A 20,036-nucleotide genomic window follows, 5' to 3' on the forward strand; every position below is an offset into this window, starting at 1 on the left:
CTACTCCGAATCCACCTTCGCCAGCGTCATCACCCACGCCGGCACCACCGGTTCGCCGGCATAGAAGTCCTTCGGCTTATTCTCGGCCATCGCCCAGCGATGCAGCCAGCTGGGGCCGTAGCGGCCGTTGTAGCCTTCCGCGCCGCGCGCATAGGCGGGGTCACGCATGGCTTCTTCCAGCGTGATGAAGCGGTAGCCGCGCCGCCGGGTGGCCGCCACCAGTTCGGCGAAGGTGGCCGCGTTCAGTTCATTGGCATGCATCAGCCAGACCTGCGGCAAGGCATAGCCCAGCAGCGCCTGCGACTGCCGCTCGTAGTAGTCCAGCTTGTTGAGCATGTACGGCACATAGCCCTTGCGCAGCTGCGCCAGCGTAGCCTCGCGGGCTGCGGACGGCGGCTGTTCATTCATCACGTTGGCGTAGGCGAAGGCCCAGACCCATTCGCCGTTGTCCACCGTCACCGGCGCCACGCGGTACCCGTGGTCGCGGAAGAATCCGTCCATTGCCGCGCGGTCCTCGGCCGTCCGGCCCGCACGCAGATACGGATGGCGCATCCACTGTGGCCGCTGGCCGCGCTCGGCCAGCAGTGGCCGCAGCACCTGTTCGCCACGCAGGAAATCCTGCTGGAAGGCAGCCACGCCCTGCGCGTTGAGGTCCATGTGCGAATAGGTGTGGTTGCCCAGCCCATAACCCGCGTCGAGCCAATCGCGCAGCATCTGCACCCGCGCCGGCTGCACCTGGCCATCAACCTCCAGCTTGTTCTCGTTGACGAAGCCCACCACCGGCACATCGGCCTGGCGCAGCTGCGCCATCAACGCCGCATGGCGCGTCTGCAGATCCGCAGGCAGGATGGTGTCCACGCGCGCCCACGGCAGATCATCAATGGTCACCGCGATGCGCCGGTCCACCTCCGCGGCGTGCACCGCCAGCGACAACAGCAGCAACGGCAGGGCACACAGCCACGTACGCATGGACCATCCTTGTGTCGGCAGGAACGCCGACTGTAGCCCAGCGCGCGAGCGCCGTCAGCGCCCCTCTTCCGCAGCCGCGGCCCGCCACAGCGCAACACCGCCCACCATCGCGGCCGTCAGCAGCGCCACCAGCACCAGGGCCAGGTCATCCGGATTGCGCTGCAGCGGCGCGTGCGCGCGGGTGAAAATATGGAAGACCACTTCCTGGGCCTGCTCCAGCGGCATGCGTCCCTGCTGGGTCAGATCGACCAGACACGCCGTCGGAGACAGCCTGACCACGCTGTTCCACGCGTCTTCGTACAGATGCAGGGTCCACGCCGCCAGCGCCATGGCGCTGGCATGCAGAGCCATCAGCCCCAGCGCGGTGGTGCGCAGGGGCCGCCGTACCCGGTGCCACCAATGCACGCAGATGGCCATCGCACCCAGCAGTGCGAGCACCATGCCCGCTACCGGCAACCACCGCAGTGGCTGCCAATCATCCAGCGCGCCGGCACGCGCCATCAACACTTCAGCCATCCGCAGTCGCGCCGCGGGGTCCGGGCCACCGCAGGCAGCCGTCACCGGCTCCAGCAACAGATCCACACGGTGATGGAAATAGCCTGCGGCCAGGCCAAGGCCCAGCACGGCGACCACCTGCAGCAGAAGCAACATCAGTCCCGGGGCGCGCGTGCGGCCCTGAGGGAACGGAGTGGATGTCATCGTTACACTCGTGTCGGCGGTCTGTCATCGTAACCAAGCCGATCACGGCTGTCGGCTGGCGGATGCGACAACACGTGTGCTCGGCGGTACGATATCCACCGAGGAAGAACCGCTGCATGGAGTGCGCTGGATGCTGACGCTGTACCTGCTGGTGCATTACGGCACCGGCCTGTTGATGATCGCAGGGGCGGCCTACGCCGTGTCGCGTGTCATCCAGACCCAGCGCGCCAAGCTGCCACCAGTCACGCAATCCCTGCTGCCTACGGCCACACCACCGCGCCGTCGCGAACGCAAGGCACTACGGCGCCTGCAACGTCGTCATCCGCAGTGGAGCTACCACGTTGCCGCACCGGTTCCCCGCGCGTGGTACTTCATCGGCTGCATACCGATCTTCGCCACGGCAGCGGTATGGGCCGTCGCCATGCCGGACGGCGCACGCTTCCAGGTCATGGTTGAAAGCACCGTCGGCTACCCGGCGAGCATCGCCCAGGTGCGCCTGCCCGCATCCCGGCACGCCGCGCTGTTGCAGGCGTGGCAGCCTGTCATCGCACAGGGCGCACGCACGGTCGAGATGGACTACACCATCGGCCGTCCACCGCTGGCAATCCAGTCGCGCGACGTTCTGCCGGTGCAGGTACGGCAACAGGGTGACCTGCTGCAGGTCGCGTTCGCACAGCCGATGCAGACACACCAGCTGCAGGCCGCACTGACAGCGCGGGGCGCTCTGGCCGCGGGTGCGGTGCAGGTCCACCCACGCACGTTCGCGCCCTGGCGCGAACGCGGTTGGACGCCCCTGCACGCCCCTGCACCAGCGGGCCGCCCAACGCCGCGCTAACCGCGCGGCAGCTTGGCCGCCCACATGTTGTCGACCAGATTCGGATAGGGGCGCCCGTTCTCCTCCGCGCGCTGCCGCGCCGCCTCCTTCTGTGCAGGCGACAGCGGCTGCGACTTCTGGCCCTTCGGGTTGGGCTTCTTCCACGGTGGCGTGCGGGTCTGGCGCATGCGACGAGTGTAGAGGCCGGTTACTGCTTGAGGAAGTTCAGCAGCGCCAGATTGAAGTCGTCGGTGTGGCTGGTGTTGCAGCCATGCGGCGCGTTCTGCAGCACCACCAGCTCACTGCCGCGTATGGCGCGCTGGGTGCGCTTGCCCGAGCCCTCCAGTGGCACGGTGGCATCACTGTCGCCGTGCAGCACCAGGGTGGGAACGCTCACCTTCTGCAGATCGCGACGGAAGTCGGTGGTGGCAAACGCCTTCATGCAACCCAGCGCCGCCGCTTGGTCGGACTGGTGGCACAGCGCAATCGCCGCCTGGCGCTCGGCCTCGGTGACCATCAGCTTGCCGTTGGCGCTGAAGAAATCGCGGGTGAAGCCATCGAAGAAGGCTTCGCGGTCCTGTTCCAGGCCGGTGCGCATCTCGTCCGCCTTGTCCTGGGTCAGCGGGCCCTCCGGGTTATCGTCGGTGCGCAGCAGGTAAGGGGGCACCGCAGCCGCGAACACCACACTGTGCAGGCGCGCCTCGCCGTGATTGGCGATGTAGCGCGCCACCTCGCCGCCACCCATCGAGAAACCGACCAGCGTGACCTCCTTCAGATCGCGCTGCTCGATGATGCTGGCCAGATCGGCCGCCAGCGTGTCGTAGTCATAGCCGTCAGTCGGCTTCTCGGAGCGGCCGAAGCCACGCCGGTCATAGCTGATCACGCGATAGCCCGCATCCCGCAGGATCGGCACCTGATCCTTCCACGCCTCGGCCGAGAGCGGCCAGCCATGGATGAGGATGACCGGGCGGCCCTCGCCGCCGGTGTCTTCGATGTGCAGCCGGATGGGGGAAGCAGGCATGGGAACTCCTGATGAAAGGATGGCACCAGCCTAGGCAGCGGCGCCTGTGGCGACCGTGAGGGAATCCGCCCGCGCCATGACATGCCCTACACGCCTGGCGCCCGGCACCCGCACCCGGAATCCGGCCGTTCGTACCCGGCAGACGCGGCTTCGTCGCACCCGTGCGCTGACCGCCCCCGCAGCGTGCCAATGTGCGCCCGACATCCACGGAGACGCGCCATGCTGTTCGCCCTGCCCCTGCTCGCCGCCGGCCTTGCCGCCAGCCCTGCCCCGTCCGATACCCTGCGCGAGCAGATCCGCCAGGCCGATACCCAGCTGTTCGCGGTGGCGTTCGAGGCCTGCGATGCCGATCGGGCCGCGGCGATGACCACCGAGGACATGGAGTTCTTCCACGACAAGGACGGCAAGTCGGCCAGCAGCCGCGAGGACTTCCGGCGCAGCGTGGCCCGCATGTGCGACAGCGCGCGCCAGGGCGGCTGGCGCCTGCGCCGCGAATTGGTGGACCGTTCGCTGCAGGTGTTCCCGTTGCACGAAGAGCGTGCATTGGAGATGGGCGACCATCGCTTCTACGAACGCGGCAAGGACGGTGTGGAGCGGTGGGTGGGGCAGGCGCGCTTCGTGCAGGTGTGGCGACGCGTGGACGGCACCTGGCAGGTGGAGCGGGTGATCAGCTATGACCACCGCGGGGTGGATTGAGGTTTGGGGGGCGCTTACAGGCCTGCCCCTTCGATCCACCCCAGCAGTTGAGTGGCGGCCTCAGGTCATTCCGAGCCAACGCTCAATCGCTGCGCTGCCTGCACTGAACAGCAGGTACCGATGGAGGCACCACCCCGCCAACACGCCAGCAATCGCAACCCATAGCCAGTACGGGGCAGATGCACGCAGCGAGAAATCGCCGACCAGCAAGAAGTACGCCAGTAGCATGGCCACCATGGCCGTAATGCAGTAGCCCGCCATGAATGCGCAAGCGAGATACCTTCTTCGTTGTGGAGTGGAATGCCGCCGATGGCGCCATGTCAGCTCACCCGTGGTGTCGTCCAGATCGATGAGTTCCCACGCATCAGCGATCTCCATGATTGCGCGCGCCGGCTGGTCCAACCGGGAGAGTTCCTTAATCAGCGACACCGGCAGATAGGCGCCAAAGTGATGTCGCACAGCAACGGAGAGCCAAAGGTCGTCCTTGCCATCCGCACGCTGAAATAGCTCAAGGAACTCCTTTCGCGATGTACCTTTCGACTGCGCATTACTTGCAATCCACTTGAACAGCAGAACAGCGATAGCGCACAAGATGAGTGGGAAGAGCAATTGCCCACCATTCAAGTCCACCAGTCGATTGATGATGCCATCCATGCGTTATCTCCCTGAGATGCGAAACAGCGGTGCCGAGCTCTCGTTCTACCTTTGGAACCGCCGGTTACGGTGGTAGTCGAGGTACCGCCGCTGCGCTGCATTGAACGGCTGCTGCGCCCGTCGCTGCTCGAGCGACCAATCCTGCAACAGCGTTGCGGGCAACTTGGGGCTCACGATAAGTCCACCCTCGTCATCGAACGAGATAAACCCCCGATCGAATAGTCGATCGACATGCGGCGCAAGCATTAGGCCATTGTTGCCATCGAGACGCTCGGCGTTGTCACTATCCGCCCACGGCTTGATGTGGCTTGCGATAAGAAAGTTGACATCACTGGTTCCCGTGACGCGGCACCTGAGCTCAATGGCCTTCACGTTGTTGCGGAACTTCCCCTGTCCCAGGCGCGCGGTAATCAACTGCTTCTTTTGAGTTACCGAGAGCTCGCGATCATTCTCAATCTTTTCGATAGCGCGGTTGATCGGCACGTCCTCCCGCCACTGCGACACCTCATCAACATCAACCCTCATCAGTGCTAGGAGTTCATCTGCCATGCGCTGCGGCACCGGGCAGAGGTACGCCTCGTTCGCCTTGCCGTTTCGCTTGAGGGGCGAATACTTGTCCGGGAGATGAGGATCGAGACGATCCATATGCTCGCTCACCAGCAGCGGTGCCTCGAGCAGGCGGTACGTCACAGGGACGGCCCAACCGTCCTTGCCCCACTCACTATCCGGCACATCGAACGCGTCTGGTCGGTCCTGGGAGTGGTGCGGGTCCGTTACCACCGCAAGGGCTTTGATCCGCTTGTTCGCAAATGCGAAGACCATGTCGCCGGGCTGGACCTGCGTCATATGGTCATAGAAGGGACTGGAGTACCCGCCCTTCTTTTTCTTTGGGGACCACAGAAAGCCGCCCTGGAACGATGCGTCGAACGTCTTCTTTTGATTGACCCACCAATACCTCATTCCTGCCCCCGTCTCGTCCAGATGACGCAGCCTCCTGGCCGCCTGACGGGATACTACCTAGCAATGTCGTAATCGGCACGATTTCGTCCAAAGGAACAGAGGCAGGGGATCGCCCTGCCTCTGCCTTTGACCTATCGCGTGTTGCGCTTACAACTGGATGCGCGCCACGCTCTCGTTCGCGTCCTTGGCATCCTTCTCGCCGTTCTTGATGCTCACGTACAACACGTTGTTCTTGGCATCCAGCGCCAGGCTGTTCGGGTGGGTCGGCACCGGGTAGGTGGCCACCTTCTGGTAGCTGTCACTGTCGTACGCGGTCACCGTGCCGCCGTCGCGGTTGGTCACGTACAGGCGCTTGCGCGGTGCGTCCAGCAGGATGCCCAGCGGGCCGGCGTCGGTCGGGATGCTGGCCAGTTCCTTGCCGGTAGTGCGGTCGAGCACCAGCACGCGCTGGCCCGGGTGCTTGCTGGTGAAGCCCGCGCTGCTCTTGGTCATGTAGCTGCGGATCATCTCCGAGCCCTGGTCGGTCACGAACAGGCGCTTGCCGTCCGGGTGCAGTGCGATGTTCATCGGCTGCTCGGCGCTGATCTTGTGCTGGGCTACCACCTTGTTGTCGTCGGTGCCGACCACCACCAGGTCGGCCAGCAGGTTGCTGGTATACACGCGCTTGTTGGCGGCATCCAGCGCCAGGCCCGGCGCCTTGGCGTTGCCCAAGCCCGGAATGGTGTTGATCACCTTCAGCGTGGTGGTATCGACCACGAACAGCACGCTGCCTTCGCTGGAATGGCCGGTGACGTACAGACGGTTGGCCGGGCTGTCGACCACCAGCTCGCGCAGGTCGTGGGTGTAGGCGGCCTTGCCGTCCTTGCCGACCTTCTTCTCCATCAGCTGCACGATGCCGATGGCCTTGTTCTGGGCGGTATCGACCACGGTTACCGAGGTATCAACGGTGTTGCCGACGTACAGGCGGTTGTGGGCGTCATCCAGCACCACGCCGAACGCCTTGCGCTCCAGCGGGATGCGGGTTTCCACGGCCAGCGTGGCCGGGTTCAGGCGCAGCACCTGCGACGGGCCGGCGTCATCGCCGAAGCCACCGGATGACGCAACGAACACGGCGTTCTGGGTGGGGCTGTACGCCAGTTCGTACAGGCCCTTGGCGATGGCCTGGCGCTGCACGGCAGCGGGGGTGCTGGCGGCGGGCGCGTTATCGGCGAAGGCCGCCGGGGCGCCGACGCTGAGCGAGATGGCAAGGGCCAGGGCGGCCGAGCGGAAAGCGGAATGACGGAACATGCGAGCATCCTTGAAAGGGCACGGAAGGGTGTCCTGGCTCGCTGGGCCGTACGGCGACGGCCCGCCCCGGGTGTGTCTGCGCGGGGTGGGCTGGCTGGGTTGCGGGGGAATGGTAGCAGGCTGGGGAGAGACGTGGCGCCGAGGACGACGGCCGGAGTGTCGCTTTTGGCTCGCCTTTTCGGCTGTGGGGCGGTGACGATGGCCCCATTCCGGTGTGGACGGAGGATTTCGGAAGGCCCTGCGCGATCGGCAGGCGGTTGCGTTCTGTGCGGGCGCACAGGCTGATTACGATCTTTCCTGTCGCAGAAAGCTTCCTTGAAGTTCGATTGCGGAGATTGTCGTCGCATACGGCACGCCGGCCATCTGCGACAATAGTTCCGCTCTGTGGAACTGCGTGTTTCCTCCGCAAATTCCAATTGGATTTCAGGGCGCAGGCGTGAGCAGATTGGCGCGCCACCGACAACGGGTGGCCGGGCGTCGAAAACCCGAGATGATGTACGCGTCAGTTGTTTACGCTTGCCAGTCGGCACCTCGTTTGGGGTGCCGGCTGGCAATCCGTCGGCCTTCATGGCGGGCGGTGCGTGGGAGTCTCAGGACTCGCCGGTTCAATGACGCTACATCATCCCGGTTTTCGAGCCACGCACCGTCCCGCCACCTCCATCGGTGGCGTTGCTTTCTGTCCTGTACGGAGCATTGCCATGAACGAATCGGATTTCCGTTCCCTGCACGCGCAGTACGATCCGGCCAATACCGAGCCCGAGCGCGACGCACCCACCGATCCCAACGGATTTGTCTCCACCCTGCGCCGCATCGGAAAGGGTGCGGCCGCGGATGGCCAGCCGTGGCCCGAGCGGCATCAGTTGCCTGGGCGTTGTCTTCAACTGGCGGATGCAGATTGCGCGTTGGCGGGATTGCGCGTGGTGGCAGAGCTGATGCTGGCTGCGGAGCGCACGCGGCAGAATGGCGCGCCCGAGGAATACGTGGGGGATCGGGTGATGGAGGGGTTGTAGATGGCTTGTGTGGCGTTGACTGCGCAGGTTACTGAGCGGTTGCAGGTGCATGGCTAGCGACCAATCTCTTGGATTCAGACCCCGAATCACTCGGAAACGCCACCAACCTATTGGAATTTTTTGCACGGGACAACCCAAAATACCAGGCGATCAAAAAAAACACATATTAAAAACAAGCATCTTCAAGAAACATACAATCGACTAGACCGAGGGACCCACGGAAAGCCAACGATCTAACCCTTCAAATAGTTTATGCCGCTCAAGCTCAGAGTGGTCATATGTCATCAGTATTAAGCCCTCGATATCCTTAGCCGAACGATTCGCCTTATCACCCGCCAGATCAAAGATTTCTTTTAGCGTCACATATAGGTCGTGATCATTTATGAAGGAGAAAGGCCTCAGTTCTAAGCCATTTAGAAGGAGATCAATCTCCCCGACGGCCTTATAAACGTCATCATATCGTTCATGACAGCCTCCCGCGTAAAGACATCGCGCCAGATAGCCTTCAACATCAAGATCATAGCCTGCAGCCACATCACCGCGAATAAACCCCTTCGGAGATACTATCCGGGCGGGCGCATGCTTCACCATAGCGGCTGCGCGAACTGTATACACCCCCCTGCAGATCTTATTGACAGATCGCTTAAAGACAGAAACATCAATTCTTCCATCGAGAATCAGCCCACAAATTCGCTCCTCGGCATTATTATCAAACAAATGAACCGGCAGCGCGCCAGAATCCGTCAAAAGAATATCTTTAACATGAGGAGTTGGGCGAACATCCTCAATATCTCTGTCTACTAGAAATGCTAGATTTCTTAAGCTCGCCCCCGAATCGCCCAGAATTTTCCTTAGGGCGATTACGCAACTTCGCGCGGATGGCGCGGGGAGTCCAAACGTGGAGAAATCGGTTCCCGAGAAATCTATGCTATCCATCGAATAGACAGCAACTCGACTAAACTTATCCGAAACATTTCGAGCGGAAAAGTACCGATCCATAAGAAGCTTGTCGCTGCCACCCTCTACGAACAGATCTTTCGTCCCGTAGCTATCAGCGTTCCGCCTGTAATAGAAAACCAATTCACCAATCTTTCTCTTCCGTGCCCCACTCATCCCTAAGCTCCATTATTTGATTTTCATATTGGCTGCAGATTTCAAGAGAATGCGAAGCAACAATCAACTGACATCCGCCGCCAGCAAACATATCCAACAAGCTTCCAATCAGTCTTCGTTGCCAAGATGAATTAAGTGACAGCTCCGGCTCATCCACGATCATTACTCCTCCTTTTGTTCCCAGGAGAAAGGCTTTGGTCAGCAGGAGAATGAGGTGTCGCTCACCGGAAGACAGTGATGATGCAAAGAGTTTCCGTCCCGAAGCCGAGCTAATAACAGCGCCCTCACCGACGCTAAATGCAAATGACTTCGAGACCATGAAATCATTAAGACTGTTTACCCATATATCAATTTTCCTGTGAAGAGCCTCGACAGCTCCCAGCCTGGCCGAAAGTGTCTTCACATAAGGCCCGACGAGGGAGTTAACAAAAACCCTCTTCCACTCAGGCGAATCCTCCAACGCCTCGATCATTTCACGATGATCTATTTTTGCTGCAAGTCCATATCGAGAAAAATAATTACTCTTCTCTTCCAAGCTCTCCAGCACACTCGTGACTTCAAAAATGGAACCATCCACTTTTGATTCCGGGAATGAAGTAAACCCCTTCACCAAATCCGTATAAATTGATTGCGCATCCTTATTACCTCTATTCGAGAGAATAAATGCTTCTCGACGAACGGCATTCGTTAGCTCTTCAATACACTGCGTAACTGGGTCGTCCCCTTTCCCTTCCACTTCTTCTACAGACCGAAACAGTCGTCCATCCAAAATCGTACGGCCAACAGATCTACTTTGACGAGGTGAACCAGAGAAAGTTCTCTTGTCATCTAGATAAACCACCGACGGTATTATTGATTCTATTTCAGACAGCAGAGAGTTAAATCTGCTCCGCCCATCCTTACCCATATACTCATGCTGAACCTGTCCGTTTCTGAGCTTTATATAAAAATGAACTGACTCAGAATTCCTCGAAGCTCGAACAGAAAGATCATACGGACCGGTCAATCCATCTTTCTTTTTTGCCTCAATATATCCGCCTCCCTCCAAGTGCACGCAGGCTCGAGAAAATGGAATTTCGGAGAGTCTACTTCTATGCCCACCGGCTGCCTCACTAGAGATTAGGCTTCGAACAATATTCAATATTGTCGTCTTTCCGGTTCCGTTGTCTCCATATAGGACCAGAATCCTTGGATCTGACATCCATGGAGCGACAAGCTTTACATTGGCTTCACCAAAGAGGTCGTCTATTTCGACCCGCCGTATGTAATTCGCGGGGGGGTATCTATTTATCATTCTGGCCATCCTTCGCCTGCCGGCTCTTTGTCTTCCACATCCACATATGCGCGATCACCAAAAGAAGAAAGGCGACCTAGGCCGCCTTTCCTTTATCTCTCATCGTCGTTTCTAAATCAAACCCCAACAGGATTAGCCTTCTCCGGATCAATCTTGTACTGCTTGATCGCCCGGGCCACATCCTTCGCGGTCATCTTCCCTTCCTTCGCCAGCGCCGCAATCGCGGCATGCGCGATGTAGTACCGGTCAACCTCGAAGAAGCGACGCAGGTTCGCACGGGTATCCGAACGACCAAAACCATCCGTACCCAGCACCGTGTACGACATCGGCACGAACGCGCGGATCTGGTCCGCATACGCACGCACGTAGTCGGTAGCGGCAATCGCCGGGCCCTGGCGGCCTTCCAGCAACTCGGTCACGTAGGCCTTGCGCTGCTCGCCTTCCGGATGCAGGCGGTTGTGGCGCTCCACATCGAAGCCGTCGCGGCGCAGTTCGTTGAAGCTCGGGCAGCTCCAGATATCGGCGGTCACGCCGAAGTCCTTGTCCAGCAGCTCGGCGGCGGCGATGGCTTCGCGCAGGATGGTGCCCGAACCCAGCAGCTGCACGCGCAGTTCGCCCTTCTTCGGCTTGCCGGCGTCGGTCAGCAGGTACATGCCCTTGACGATGCCCTCGGCTGCGCCTTCCGGCATGTCCGGGTGGGCGTAGTTCTCGTTCATCAGGGTCAGGTAGTAGTACTCGTCTACCTGGTCTTCCATCATCGCCTTGGTGCCGTGCTGCAGGATCACCGTCACTTCGTAGCCGAAGGTCGGGTCGTAGCTGCGCACGTTGGGGATGCCACCGGCCACCAGATGGCTGAAGCCATCTTCGTGCTGCAGGCCTTCACCGTTCAGCGTGGTGCGGCCGGCGGTGCCACCCAGCAGGAAGCCGCGGGTACGCATGTCGGCGGCCTGCCAGGCGATGTCGCCCACGCGCTGGAAGCCGAACATCGAGTAGTAGATGTAGAACGGCAGCATCGGCACGTTGCTGACCGAGTAGCTGGTACCGGCGGCCATCCACGAGCTGATCGCGCCCGGCTCGCTGATGCCCTGCTGCAGCACCTGGCCGCTCTGGTCTTCGCGGTAGAACATCAGCTGGTCGGCGTCCACCGGCTTGTACTTCTGGCCGAACGGCGCGTAGATGCCGATCTGGCGGAACAGGCCTTCCATGCCGAAGGTGCGAGCTTCGTCGGCCACGATCGGCACGATGTGCGGGCCCAGCTCCTTGTCGCGCAGGGTGATGTTCAGGCTCTGCACGAACGCCATGGTGGTGGAGTAGGTGCGTTCGCCGCTGCTCTTCAGCAGGCGCTCGTAGGTTTCCAGCTTCGGTGCGTTGAAGCTCTTGTCAGCCTTGCGGCGGCGCTGCGGCAGGTAACCACCCAGGGCGGCACGGCGCTCCTGCAGGTACTGCACTTCCGGCGAGTCCGGGCCCGGGTTGTAGAACGGCACCTGGCCGTCCTTGAGCTGCTCGTCGGTCACCGGAATGTTGAAGCGGTCGCGGAAATGCTTGACGGCTTCGTCGTCCAGCTTCTTGGTCTGGTGGGTCGGGTTCAGCGCTTCACCGGCGCTGCCCATGCCGTAACCCTTCACGGTCTTGGCCAGGATGACGGTCGGCATGCCCTTGGTGTTCACGGCCTGGTGGTAGGCGGCGTACACCTTGTGCGGGTCGTGGCCACCGCGGTTGAGGCGCCAGATGTCGTCGTCGGACAGGCCGGCGACCATCGCGGCGGTCTCCGGGTACTTGCCGAAGAAATGCTCGCGGGTATACGCGCCGCCGAAGGCCTTGCAGTTCTGGTATTCGCCGTCGACGGTTTCCATCATCAGCTTCTTCAGGACGCCGTTGGTGTCCTTGGCCAGCAGGGCATCCCAGTAACCGCCCCACAGCAGCTTGATGACGTTCCAGCCGCCGCCGCGGAACACGCCTTCCAGTTCCTGGATGATCTTGCCGTTGCCGCGCACCGGGCCGTCCAGGCGCTGCAGGTTGCAGTTCACCACGAAGATCAGGTTGTCCAAGCCTTCACGGCCGGCCAGGGCGATGGCACCCAGGGTTTCCGGCTCGTCCGACTCGCCGTCGCCGATGAAGCACCACACCTTGCGGTCGGACTTCTCGATCAGGCCACGGTTTTCCAGGTAACGCATGAACTGCGCCTGGTAGATGGCGGCCAGCGGGCCCAGGCCCATCGACACGGTGGGGGTCTGCCAGAAGTCCGGCATCAGCCACGGGTGCGGGTACGAGGACAGGCCACCGCCGTCCACTTCCATGCGGAACTTGTCCAGCTGCTCTTCGCTGATGCGGCCTTCCAGGAAGGCGCGGGCGTAGATGCCCGGGGCGCTGTGGCCCTGGATGAACAGCAGGTCGCCGGGGTGGTTGTCGCTCGGGGCGCGCCAGAAGTGGTTGAAGCCCACGTCGTACAGGGTGGCGCCGGAGGCGAACGAGGCGATGTGGCCGCCCAGGTCGCCCGGCTTGCGGTTGGCGCGGACCACGGTGGCCATCGCGTTCCAGCGGATGATCGAACGGATGCGCCATTCCAGCTCGGCATTGCCCGGGCTCTTGGCCTCGAACTGCGGCTCGATGGTATTGACGTATTCGGTGGTGGGAGAGAACGGCAGGTAGGCGCCCGAACGACGGGTCAGCTCCACCATGCCTTCCAGCAGCTGATGCGCGCGCTCGGAGCCCTCGACATCAATAACGGCCTTCAACGACTCGATCCACTCCTGGGTTTCCACAGGATTCGGGTCGTTGTTCAGCACCTCGTTCAACCAGTTCATTAGCGCTCCCATAACCGCACGCACGCGCGCGACTGTTGTATAGATATCTAGACCGCAAAGTGTAGCGCACCAAGGGCTTTCGTCACTTGGCTACGCTGGCGTATGGACGCATGCAGCCAGTGTCCGCAAGGCATGTCCCGCCTGTCTTCGGCGGGCCAGCAGGCGCGCTGCAGGCCGCTGCGGCGGGCCTCGGACCGCTTCAGACACGTCGCGATTGCCCGCCTGGCGCATGTGCAGAACGAAGTGTTACCCAGGGCGATGACCGTTGTAGGGCACGGCCGACCGCGTGTGGGCCTACGCCGGGGGCACCGCAGCTGAATGACTGATGCGGTGTCGCGCCCGGCTCTGGACCGGGCTGCGCCTGCCGCGCAAGGTGACGGCGAGTGTTGGCACTGCCGCAACGGCCCGCCGTCTGGCTGCCTCGCTCCCTTCCACAGTGGTCCCCGGGGCGCACCGCAAGGGCGCCCTTTCTGTGTACGTGGCCCAAACGCGGCACGGTTGTGGCCGGATCGACGCTTGCCGGCGCCTGCCCTATCGATATATCGTTTCGATACTCGTTACCGATATATCGAAATGAGCCGTTCCCCTTCCCCCAGAACCCGTTCCAGCGAATCGGCCGTGCCCCGCCGCCATGGCCAGCCACGCGTGCTGAGCCGGGGCGACCTGCGTCTGCTGGTGCTGGCCCTGATCGGCGAGCAACCGCGCCATGGCTACGAGCTGATGCAGTTGATCAGCAACCAGTTCCTGCAGGCCTACACACCCAGCGCCGGCACCATGTACCCGCTGCTGGCGAGCTTCGAGCAGGCCGGCTGGGTGGCATCGGAGGAAGTGGATGGCCGCCGGGTGTTCCGCATCACCGCCGCCGGCGAGTTCGAGCTGAAGGTGCAGCGCACCCAGGTGCGCCTGGCCCAGCGACGGGCCTTCGACCGCGCCCGCGAGATCACCAAGGCATCGCTGCCGCCGCCGCTGGCCAGCGCCCTGCGTGACTTCAAGCGGGCGCTGGTGCATCACCACGGCCGCTGGGCCGAAGGCGAGGCCGAGCAGGTGGCGGCGCTGCTGTCGCAGGCATCGGCACTGATCAACGGCACCACCGGTAGCGAGCCCACCTCTTCAACGACCCAGCCAGACTGACTCCAGCCAGGTCTCCCCCTACGCCGCGCCCCCTGCGCGACACCTTTACAGGTATTCCCATGACTGAGCATCACAACGCGCGCCTGCGCCTGGATGTGAGATTCCGCGAACTGACGGTGCTGCGCACCGAGGTGGTCACCCCGCACATGCGCCGCGTCGTGCTGGGCGGCGATGATCTGGCCGGCTTCGATTCGCCCGGCGCCGACGACCACATCAAGCTGTTCTTCCCCAACGCCAGCGGCGAAATGGTGCTGCCGGTGCTGACGGCCGAAGGCCGCAGCTACCCGGACGGCAAGCAGCCGTCTCCGGCACGCGACTACACCCCACGCTGGTGGGACCACGACGCCGGCGAACTGGCCATCGACTTCGTGCTGCACGACCAGGGCATTGCCGGGCCGTGGGCTGAACGGGCGCAGCCGGGCGACACGCTGGTGATCGGCGGCCCGCGCGGCTCGTTCGTGGTGGCCGACAGCTACGACGCCTACGTGCTGATTGGCGATGAAACCGCGCTGCCGGCCATTGCCCGCTGGCTGGACGTGCTGCCGGAGGGCGCCGAGGTGCAGGCCTTCATCGAAGTGAGCGATGAAGCCGAGCGCCAGGACCTGCCGCAGTACGAGAACGTGCAGATTCACTGGTTGGAGCGCAATGGCTTCCCGGCGGCCAGCAGCACGCTGCTGGAAGACATGCTGACCGACTTCGAGGCACCGGAGGGCGACACGTTCTACTGGATCGCCACCGAATCGCGTCGCGCACGGATGATGCGCAAGTTCATCGAAGGCCATCTGGGCGTGCCGCGCGACTGGATCCGCTCGACCGGCTACTGGAAGGCGCACCCGGACGATACCGACGGCGACTGAGCGCGCCGCGCTGGCCTCAATCTGCGTGAGCCGGGCATGGCCCGGCTCTGCAGCAGGCAGCCACCGGGATGCGTTGCTGTCGCCATCCGAACCGGTGCGCGGCCCAGATCTCCAGCGCCATCAGCAGCACAACGACCAGCCACGGCAGCAGCAGGCCGAAGTACACGCCCGGCATCATGCCGTTGATCTGCGCTTTCACCAGCCGCAACACGCCGCGGGTGTGCAGCAGTTCGTCCACGCGCATCGTCAGCGCTTCGCGCACCACCGTCGGCTCCACGCCCAGTACACCGGCCTTGTCCACCAGGGTGTCTTCCACCAGGCCGCGCAGCACGCCTTCGCGCACCTTGCCGATCACCCAGCCACTGGCGCGTGCCAGTACGCCGTCACCCAGGCGATCCAGTACCGGCAGCGGGTGTTCGCTGAGGTAGGCCGAGGCGACCGCTTCGGCCACATCGCCCACCGTGCCTTCGCTTTGCAGCGCATCGCGCATGCGCGGGTCGTCAAGCGAGTCGGTGAACCCGTGGCTCCACTGGGCCACGAGCGTCTGCAGATGCGGCTGGAAATGGTCCATCTGCTGGAGCAGCGCGCGGTGAGCGCCCGCGGTGAAACCCAGCTGCAGGCCGAAGAAGGCGGTGCCCAGCGGCAACAGCAGCGCGTAACTGGCCAGCAGCCAGTGATGCCAGCGCCTGCGCCGCTGCAACCAGCCGCGGCGGCGCAGCGCGTACCAGCCGGCCAGGCCGACCATGAGGCCCAGCAGCGCGCCCAGCACGCTGCCCACTGCCAGATCGAGCACGCTCAACCCGGCCCAGAATTCGTTCAACCAGTACTGCACGTCCTGCATGGCCTTACCTTCCGTGGATGAAACAGCAGGCGATTGTAGGACCGGGTTCACCCTCGGTGGCTCTTCGGCCCATGCCACGGGGTCAGACCCCTTGTCCCACGGAGCGGCGCATGACGCCGGCATCGGATCGACCCGGGCAGATGCGACAATCGCGCTCCTTTCCAGTTGCAACGAGGCCCCTGTGGGCAAACTGACCTTGGCCGGCGTCGATGCGCTGCGCTCCCGCTTCAACGACGACGCCGCCTGTGATGGCGCGCTGGCGGCCTTCGCTGATCCGGCCGCCCTGCGTGCACCGCTGCGGGATCTGTTGGACGCCGAACACCGGTTCCTGCAGGCCGAGTACGAAGTGGCGCAGGTGGCCGATGTGCTGCGCCGCGACCAGAAGTACGCGCCGGTGGGCCGGCCGTCGGTGCATATCGTGCAGCTGCGCAAGCAGCAGGCGGCGACTAGGCAGGCCGCGTTGATCGCACGTCAGGTGGTGGCGCAGGCCGCGCAGACCTTCGTGCGGTTGAGTGGCATGACGGTGAAGGCCAAGCAGAGTCCGAGCGAGGCGTGTGCAGCGTGGCTGGGCGCGCTGCGCTGAGCGCACGTACCCGGTAGCGGCCAACGCGCGTTCCCGGCGCTAAAAAAGAAGGCCCGCTTCGCAGCGGGCCTTCTGCCTTCTCACGACGAGTGAGCGGGGTGCATCAAGCGGCCGGCTTCTCGCCGGTGGCTTCGGTGGTGATGCGGATCTTCACTTCATCGCTGACGTTCGGGGCGTAGGCGCCCACGCCGAAATCGCTGCGCTTGAGGGTGGTGGTGGCATCGAAGCCGGCGGCCGGAACCTTGGCCATCGGGTGCTCGCCGCCGCCGTTGATGGTGACGTCCAGGGTCACCGGCTTGGTGATGTCCTTGATGGTCAGATCGCCAGTGACGGTCAGCTTGTTGGTGCCGGCCGATTCCACCTTGGTGCTCTTGAAGGTGGCCGCCGGGAACTTGGCAGCGTCGAAGAAATCGGCGCTCTTCAGGTGCTCGTCGAACTTGGCGGTGAAGCTGTTGAGGCCGCTCAGCGGCAGCTTCACTTCCACGGTGGACTTGGTCACGTCGGCGGCGTCGTACACCAGGGTGCCTTCGGCGTTGCCGAAGTGCGCGCTCGGGTTGGAGAAGCCGAAGTGGCTCCACTGCGCCAGCACGTCGGTGTGGCTCGGGTCGAGCTTGTAGGTGCCCGAGGCGATCTGGATCGCTTCGGCGGCGGGCGCGGCAGCGGCAGCATCGGCAGCCGGGGTGGCGGCCGGCTGTTCGGTGGCGGCCGGAGCGGCGGCATCAGCGGCCGGGGCAGCGGTATCGGCCGGCTTGGAGCAGGCGGCAATGGCCAGGGTCAGGGCCAGCGGCAGCAGCAGTTTACGGGTGGCGCTCATCTGAGGAACTCTCCGGATCGTAGGGTGGGTACAGGGTGCAGCAATGGCCCGCCGCAACCGGCGGGCCCGAAACCGATACAGCGACTTACGCGATGCGCGCCGCTTCGTCGAACGACAGACGCGGCAGGCGCGGGAACAGGCCCGCCGGGTCACCGTACCCCAGGTTGACCAGGAAATTCGACTTGATGCTGGTGCCGGCGAAGAAGGCTTCATCGACCTTGGCCGGGTCGAAGCCGGACATCGGGCCGGCATCCAGGCCCAGCGCGCGCGCGGCCAGGATCAGGTAGGCGCCCTGCAGGCTGCCGTTGCGGATGGCGGCCTCGTGGCGGCCTTCCTGCGGGCCGTCGAACCAGGACTTGGCGTCGGCGTGCGGGAACAGGTACGGCAGCTTCTCGTGGAAATCCAGGTCGAAACCGATGATGACGGTGACCGGTGCGGCCATGGTCTTGTCATGGTTGCCTTCGGACAGCGCGGGGGCCAGCTTGGCCTTGGCTTCGGCCGACTTCACGAACACGAAGCGCGCCGGGCTGGCGTTGGCCGCGGTTGGGCCCCACTTCACCAGCTCGTACAGTTCCTGCAGCAGGCTGTCGTCCACCGGGGTGTCGAGGAAGGCATTCTGGGTGCGGGCGGTGCGGAACAGCTGATCCAGTGCGGCGGCGTCAAGCGCGTGGGACATCGGTGCATCTCCAGGGCGGCGAAGGGGAGTCAGTGCCCGCGGGCAACGCGGGGCGAAACGACCAGCCGCAGTGTAGAGTGTCGCGACTGTTGCAACACCCAGCAGGGCTGAAACGAATTAATGCCAATGGTGAAACGATCGAGCGCACCGTGGACGGTCACCGACGGCCGTGCAGGCAATGTCCGCCAAGCGGTCGCGCTGGCCTCGGCGCTGCGCCAGGGCACCTATCGACCCGTGGTACTACAGCCTCGGGCGCCCTGGCGCTGGGTCACCCCGCGGCGCCTGCCCGGGGATGCCAACGGCTACGGCGATGCGTTCGCGGCACTGGCTGCCGAGCCCCCTGCGCTGGCGATCGGCTGTGGCCGCCAGGCCGCCGGTGCGCTGCGCGTGCTGCGCGCCCGCGGCACGCAGGTGGTGCAGATCCTCGACCCGCGCATCGGCGCCAGGCATTGGGACGTGGTGGTGGTACCCGAGCACGATCGCCTGCGCGGCAGCAATGTGCTGACCTTGATCGGCAGCCTCAACCCGGTCGATGACGACTGGCTGGCCTGGGGACGGGCCGCGTTCGCCGGCTTCAGCACCCTGCCCGGTCCGCGCACTGCACTGCTGGTCGGCGGCCCGACGCCGCTGGCGCCGTGGGACGAAACGGCGATGGTCGGTGTGTTCCGCGCCTTGGCCGCGCAGATCCGCAACGAAGGCGGCAGCCTGCTGGCCACCACCTCGCGACGCACCCCGCCGGCACTGGCCGAGATCCTGCGCGCGACCTTCGCCGACCTGCCGCACGTGATCTGGGGCGACGGCGGCGACGGGGTGAATCCGTATGGCGGCCTGCTCGGCTGGGCCAACCGGGTGGTGGTATCGCCCGATTCGGTGAACCTGCTCTCTGAAGCCTGCGCCACGCGCATGCCGGTGATGGTGGCGCTGGCGGAGACCGCGCAGGGACGCCTCGCCCGCTTCCAGCAGCAGCTGCACGAGCGCGGGCGATTGCAGACACGCTGGCTGGACTGGCAGTACGACCGCATCGAACCACTGCGCGAAACCGCGCGCATCGCCGCCGAGGTCAGGGCGAGGCTGGCATTGGGGTAACGCCCCACCGTTGACGGCTGGTGTGTTCCTGAACGGGTGGTTTTGGATTTGCCTTTGGCCGCGCGGATAATGGGGGATTCCCCTTGTCCTCCTGGCTCGCCATGTCCGTGCGTCCTGCCCCCGTTTTTGCCCCGCTGACCCCGCGCGCCCTGGTGCTGGCCGTGCTGGCGATGGGCGCGGTGGTGCTGCTGTCGAACGTGCTGGTGCAGTACCCGATCAACGACTGGCTGACCTGGGGTGCGTTCAGCTATCCCGTCGCGTTCCTGGTGAGCAATCTGATCAACCGCCGCTTCGGCCCGGGACCCGCCCGGCGCGTGGCCTGGATCGGTTTCGCGGTGGCGGTGCTGTTGTCGGTCTGGGTGGCGACGCCGCGCATCGCCATCGCATCGTGCTCGGCCTTCATCGTGGCGCAGCTGCTGGACATCACCGTATTCGACCGCCTGCGCCGGGGCAGCTGGTGGCGTGCGCCGATGGTAGCCACCACCTGCAGCGCGACGGTGGACACCACGATCTTCTGGTCGATCGCCTTTGCCGGTTCCAGCCTGCCGTGGGTGAGCTGGGCGGCAGGCGATCTGGCCGTGAAGCTGGCCATCGGCGTGTGCCTGCTGGCGCCGTTCCGCGCGCTGCTGTGGAAGATGGCGCCGCTGCGCGCGGAAAGCGCGCGGTGATTCCGCCGGGCATGGCCCGGCGCTACCGTTGCGTTTGTTTGGATGACGCCGGCATGGCG

General features: G+C 63.8%; 21 protein-coding genes. 8 read left to right on the top strand and 13 right to left on the bottom strand.

All coding sequences use genetic code 11. The annotated features are described in order from the left end of the window. Both AC5P5M_RS16310 and AC5P5M_RS16315 read right to left on the bottom strand, forming a co-directional pair. A complete protein-coding gene (locus AC5P5M_RS16310; protein WP_193396614.1) occupies positions 1 to 969 on the bottom strand; it encodes a polysaccharide deacetylase family protein in 969 nt (322 codons plus the stop codon). 54 nt (positions 970 to 1,023) lie between these two features. Beyond that, the gene (locus AC5P5M_RS16315; RefSeq protein ID WP_227255455.1) at positions 1,024 to 1,620 is read right to left on the bottom strand and encodes a hypothetical protein; all 597 of its coding nucleotides are present in this window, start codon (positions 1,618 to 1,620) and stop codon (positions 1,024 to 1,026) included. A 178-nt stretch (positions 1,621 to 1,798) separates the two neighbouring features. On the opposite strand from AC5P5M_RS16315, the gene AC5P5M_RS16320 reads away from it, so the two are divergent. Further along, the gene (locus AC5P5M_RS16320; protein ID WP_495206149.1) at positions 1,799 to 2,503 is read left to right on the top strand and encodes a hypothetical protein; all 705 of its coding nucleotides are present in this window, start codon (positions 1,799 to 1,801) and stop codon (positions 2,501 to 2,503) included. Here AC5P5M_RS16320 and AC5P5M_RS16325 read toward each other — a convergent pair. Both AC5P5M_RS16325 and AC5P5M_RS16330 read right to left on the bottom strand, forming a co-directional pair. Further along, the gene (locus AC5P5M_RS16325) at positions 2,500 to 2,670 is read right to left on the bottom strand and encodes a hypothetical protein (RefSeq protein ID WP_164972344.1); all 171 of its coding nucleotides are present in this window, start codon (positions 2,668 to 2,670) and stop codon (positions 2,500 to 2,502) included. The genes AC5P5M_RS16320 and AC5P5M_RS16325 overlap by 4 nt on opposite strands. A gap of 20 nt (positions 2,671 to 2,690) precedes the next feature. Then, positions 2,691 to 3,503 carry an alpha/beta fold hydrolase gene (locus AC5P5M_RS16330; RefSeq protein WP_495206150.1) on the bottom strand — a complete coding sequence of 271 codons (813 nt, stop codon included), beginning with the start codon at positions 3,501 to 3,503 and terminating at the stop codon, positions 2,691 to 2,693. A 219-nt stretch (positions 3,504 to 3,722) separates the two neighbouring features. On the opposite strand from AC5P5M_RS16330, the gene AC5P5M_RS16335 reads away from it, so the two are divergent. After that, the gene (locus AC5P5M_RS16335) at positions 3,723 to 4,199 is read left to right on the top strand and encodes a nuclear transport factor 2 family protein (protein ID WP_180875815.1); all 477 of its coding nucleotides are present in this window, start codon (positions 3,723 to 3,725) and stop codon (positions 4,197 to 4,199) included. A gap of 60 nt (positions 4,200 to 4,259) precedes the next feature. On the opposite strand, the gene AC5P5M_RS16340 is transcribed toward AC5P5M_RS16335, so the two are convergent. The 3 genes from AC5P5M_RS16340 to AC5P5M_RS16350 all read right to left on the bottom strand — a co-directional run bounded on the left by AC5P5M_RS16340 (position 4,260) and on the right by AC5P5M_RS16350 (position 7,100). Further along, positions 4,260 to 4,853, bottom strand: coding sequence for a hypothetical protein (locus AC5P5M_RS16340; protein ID WP_414487753.1), 594 nt, complete (start codon positions 4,851 to 4,853; stop codon positions 4,260 to 4,262). Between the two features lie 45 nt (positions 4,854 to 4,898). Further along, the gene (locus AC5P5M_RS16345) at positions 4,899 to 5,813 is read right to left on the bottom strand and encodes an HNH endonuclease (protein ID WP_414487754.1); all 915 of its coding nucleotides are present in this window, start codon (positions 5,811 to 5,813) and stop codon (positions 4,899 to 4,901) included. A 147-nt stretch (positions 5,814 to 5,960) separates the two neighbouring features. Then, complete coding sequence (locus AC5P5M_RS16350) at positions 5,961 to 7,100, bottom strand: YncE family protein (RefSeq protein ID WP_495206151.1); 1,140 nt, start codon at positions 7,098 to 7,100, stop codon at positions 5,961 to 5,963. 698 nt (positions 7,101 to 7,798) lie between these two features. Between AC5P5M_RS16350 and AC5P5M_RS16355 the strand changes: the two genes are divergently transcribed. Continuing rightward, positions 7,799 to 8,110, top strand: coding sequence for a hypothetical protein (locus tag AC5P5M_RS16355; protein ID WP_495206152.1), 312 nt, complete (start codon positions 7,799 to 7,801; stop codon positions 8,108 to 8,110). Positions 8,111 to 8,311: 201 nt separating this feature from the next. On the opposite strand, the gene AC5P5M_RS16360 is transcribed toward AC5P5M_RS16355, so the two are convergent. From AC5P5M_RS16360 to aceE, 3 genes are all read right to left on the bottom strand, one after another. Beyond that, a complete protein-coding gene (locus AC5P5M_RS16360) occupies positions 8,312 to 9,223 on the bottom strand; it encodes a hypothetical protein (RefSeq protein WP_495206153.1) in 912 nt (303 codons plus the stop codon). Then, positions 9,192 to 10,277, bottom strand: a complete 1,086-nt coding sequence (locus tag AC5P5M_RS16365; protein ID WP_495206154.1) for an AAA family ATPase — start codon at positions 10,275 to 10,277, stop codon at positions 9,192 to 9,194. Before AC5P5M_RS16365 ends, AC5P5M_RS16360 begins: the two co-directional genes overlap by 32 nt. A 356-nt stretch (positions 10,278 to 10,633) precedes the next feature. Continuing rightward, the gene (gene aceE / locus AC5P5M_RS16370) at positions 10,634 to 13,321 is read right to left on the bottom strand and encodes a pyruvate dehydrogenase (acetyl-transferring), homodimeric type (RefSeq protein ID WP_065175416.1); all 2,688 of its coding nucleotides are present in this window, start codon (positions 13,319 to 13,321) and stop codon (positions 10,634 to 10,636) included. A 573-nt stretch (positions 13,322 to 13,894) separates the two neighbouring features. Between aceE and AC5P5M_RS16375 the strand changes: the two genes are divergently transcribed. Both AC5P5M_RS16375 and AC5P5M_RS16380 read left to right on the top strand, forming a co-directional pair. Continuing rightward, complete coding sequence (locus tag AC5P5M_RS16375) at positions 13,895 to 14,452, top strand: PadR family transcriptional regulator (RefSeq protein ID WP_053520111.1); 558 nt, start codon at positions 13,895 to 13,897, stop codon at positions 14,450 to 14,452. A gap of 59 nt (positions 14,453 to 14,511) precedes the next feature. After that, the gene (locus AC5P5M_RS16380; protein WP_053520112.1) at positions 14,512 to 15,309 is read left to right on the top strand and encodes a siderophore-interacting protein; all 798 of its coding nucleotides are present in this window, start codon (positions 14,512 to 14,514) and stop codon (positions 15,307 to 15,309) included. Between the two features lie 16 nt (positions 15,310 to 15,325). Here the strand turns inward: AC5P5M_RS16380 and AC5P5M_RS16385 are convergent, their stop codons facing one another. Then, positions 15,326 to 16,150 carry a hypothetical protein gene (locus AC5P5M_RS16385; RefSeq protein ID WP_495206155.1) on the bottom strand — a complete coding sequence of 275 codons (825 nt, stop codon included), beginning with the start codon at positions 16,148 to 16,150 and terminating at the stop codon, positions 15,326 to 15,328. A 181-nt stretch (positions 16,151 to 16,331) separates the two neighbouring features. Between AC5P5M_RS16385 and AC5P5M_RS16390 the strand changes: the two genes are divergently transcribed. Further along, positions 16,332 to 16,733, top strand: coding sequence for a hypothetical protein (locus AC5P5M_RS16390; protein WP_111186627.1), 402 nt, complete (start codon positions 16,332 to 16,334; stop codon positions 16,731 to 16,733). A gap of 103 nt (positions 16,734 to 16,836) precedes the next feature. Here AC5P5M_RS16390 and AC5P5M_RS16395 read toward each other — a convergent pair whose 3' ends face one another. Both AC5P5M_RS16395 and AC5P5M_RS16400 read right to left on the bottom strand, forming a co-directional pair. Further along, complete coding sequence (locus AC5P5M_RS16395; RefSeq protein WP_074902043.1) at positions 16,837 to 17,547, bottom strand: YceI family protein; 711 nt, start codon at positions 17,545 to 17,547, stop codon at positions 16,837 to 16,839. Positions 17,548 to 17,632: 85 nt separating this feature from the next. Next, the gene (locus AC5P5M_RS16400; RefSeq protein ID WP_053520115.1) at positions 17,633 to 18,223 is read right to left on the bottom strand and encodes a malonic semialdehyde reductase; all 591 of its coding nucleotides are present in this window, start codon (positions 18,221 to 18,223) and stop codon (positions 17,633 to 17,635) included. A 126-nt stretch (positions 18,224 to 18,349) separates the two neighbouring features. Here AC5P5M_RS16400 and AC5P5M_RS16405 point away from each other — a divergent pair, with 126 nt between their 5' ends. Together AC5P5M_RS16405 and AC5P5M_RS16410 are read left to right on the top strand one after the other, a co-directional pair. After that, the gene (locus AC5P5M_RS16405; RefSeq protein WP_459062684.1) at positions 18,350 to 19,309 is read left to right on the top strand and encodes a mitochondrial fission ELM1 family protein; all 960 of its coding nucleotides are present in this window, start codon (positions 18,350 to 18,352) and stop codon (positions 19,307 to 19,309) included. 101 nt (positions 19,310 to 19,410) lie between these two features. After that, on the top strand, positions 19,411 to 19,977 hold the full coding sequence (locus AC5P5M_RS16410) for a queuosine precursor transporter (protein WP_053520117.1): 567 nt from the start codon (positions 19,411 to 19,413) through the stop codon (positions 19,975 to 19,977). Positions 19,978 to 20,036 lie beyond the last annotated feature (59 nt).

The sequence above is a fragment of the Stenotrophomonas sp. YJH_SMC_106-19 genome, from assembly GCF_059368375.1.

Bases quoted from the DNA above. Each gene is read 5' to 3' on its own strand.
- AC5P5M_RS16310 (WP_193396614.1), bottom strand. From the start codon at position 969: ATGCGTACGTGGCTGTGTGCCCTGCCGTTGCTGCTGTTGTCGCTGGCG.
- AC5P5M_RS16315 (WP_227255455.1), bottom strand. From the start codon at position 1,620: ATGTTGCTTCTGCTGCAGGTGGTCGCCGTGCTGGGCCTTGGCCTGGCC.
- AC5P5M_RS16320 (WP_495206149.1), top strand. From the start codon at position 1,799: ATGCTGACGCTGTACCTGCTGGTGCATTACGGCACCGGCCTGTTGATG.
- AC5P5M_RS16325 (WP_164972344.1), bottom strand. From the start codon at position 2,670: ATGCGCCAGACCCGCACGCCACCGTGGAAGAAGCCCAACCCGAAGGGC.
- AC5P5M_RS16330 (WP_495206150.1), bottom strand. From the start codon at position 3,503: ATGCCTGCTTCCCCCATCCGGCTGCACATCGAAGACACCGGCGGCGAG.
- AC5P5M_RS16335 (WP_180875815.1), top strand. From the start codon at position 3,723: ATGCTGTTCGCCCTGCCCCTGCTCGCCGCCGGCCTTGCCGCCAGCCCT.
- AC5P5M_RS16340 (WP_414487753.1), bottom strand. From the start codon at position 4,853: ATGGATGGCATCATCAATCGACTGGTGGACTTGAATGGTGGGCAATTG.
- AC5P5M_RS16345 (WP_414487754.1), bottom strand. From the start codon at position 5,813: ATGAGGTATTGGTGGGTCAATCAAAAGAAGACGTTCGACGCATCGTTC.
- AC5P5M_RS16350 (WP_495206151.1), bottom strand. From the start codon at position 7,100: ATGTTCCGTCATTCCGCTTTCCGCTCGGCCGCCCTGGCCCTTGCCATC.
- AC5P5M_RS16355 (WP_495206152.1), top strand. From the start codon at position 7,799: ATGAACGAATCGGATTTCCGTTCCCTGCACGCGCAGTACGATCCGGCC.
- AC5P5M_RS16360 (WP_495206153.1), bottom strand. From the start codon at position 9,223: ATGAGTGGGGCACGGAAGAGAAAGATTGGTGAATTGGTTTTCTATTAC.
- aceE (WP_065175416.1), bottom strand. From the start codon at position 13,321: ATGAACTGGTTGAACGAGGTGCTGAACAACGACCCGAATCCTGTGGAA.
- AC5P5M_RS16375 (WP_053520111.1), top strand. From the start codon at position 13,895: ATGAGCCGTTCCCCTTCCCCCAGAACCCGTTCCAGCGAATCGGCCGTG.
- AC5P5M_RS16380 (WP_053520112.1), top strand. From the start codon at position 14,512: ATGACTGAGCATCACAACGCGCGCCTGCGCCTGGATGTGAGATTCCGC.
- AC5P5M_RS16385 (WP_495206155.1), bottom strand. From the start codon at position 16,150: ATGCAGGACGTGCAGTACTGGTTGAACGAATTCTGGGCCGGGTTGAGC.
- AC5P5M_RS16395 (WP_074902043.1), bottom strand. From the start codon at position 17,547: ATGAGCGCCACCCGTAAACTGCTGCTGCCGCTGGCCCTGACCCTGGCC.
- AC5P5M_RS16400 (WP_053520115.1), bottom strand. From the start codon at position 18,223: ATGTCCCACGCGCTTGACGCCGCCGCACTGGATCAGCTGTTCCGCACC.
- AC5P5M_RS16405 (WP_459062684.1), top strand. From the start codon at position 18,350: ATGGTGAAACGATCGAGCGCACCGTGGACGGTCACCGACGGCCGTGCA.
- AC5P5M_RS16410 (WP_053520117.1), top strand. From the start codon at position 19,411: ATGTCCGTGCGTCCTGCCCCCGTTTTTGCCCCGCTGACCCCGCGCGCC.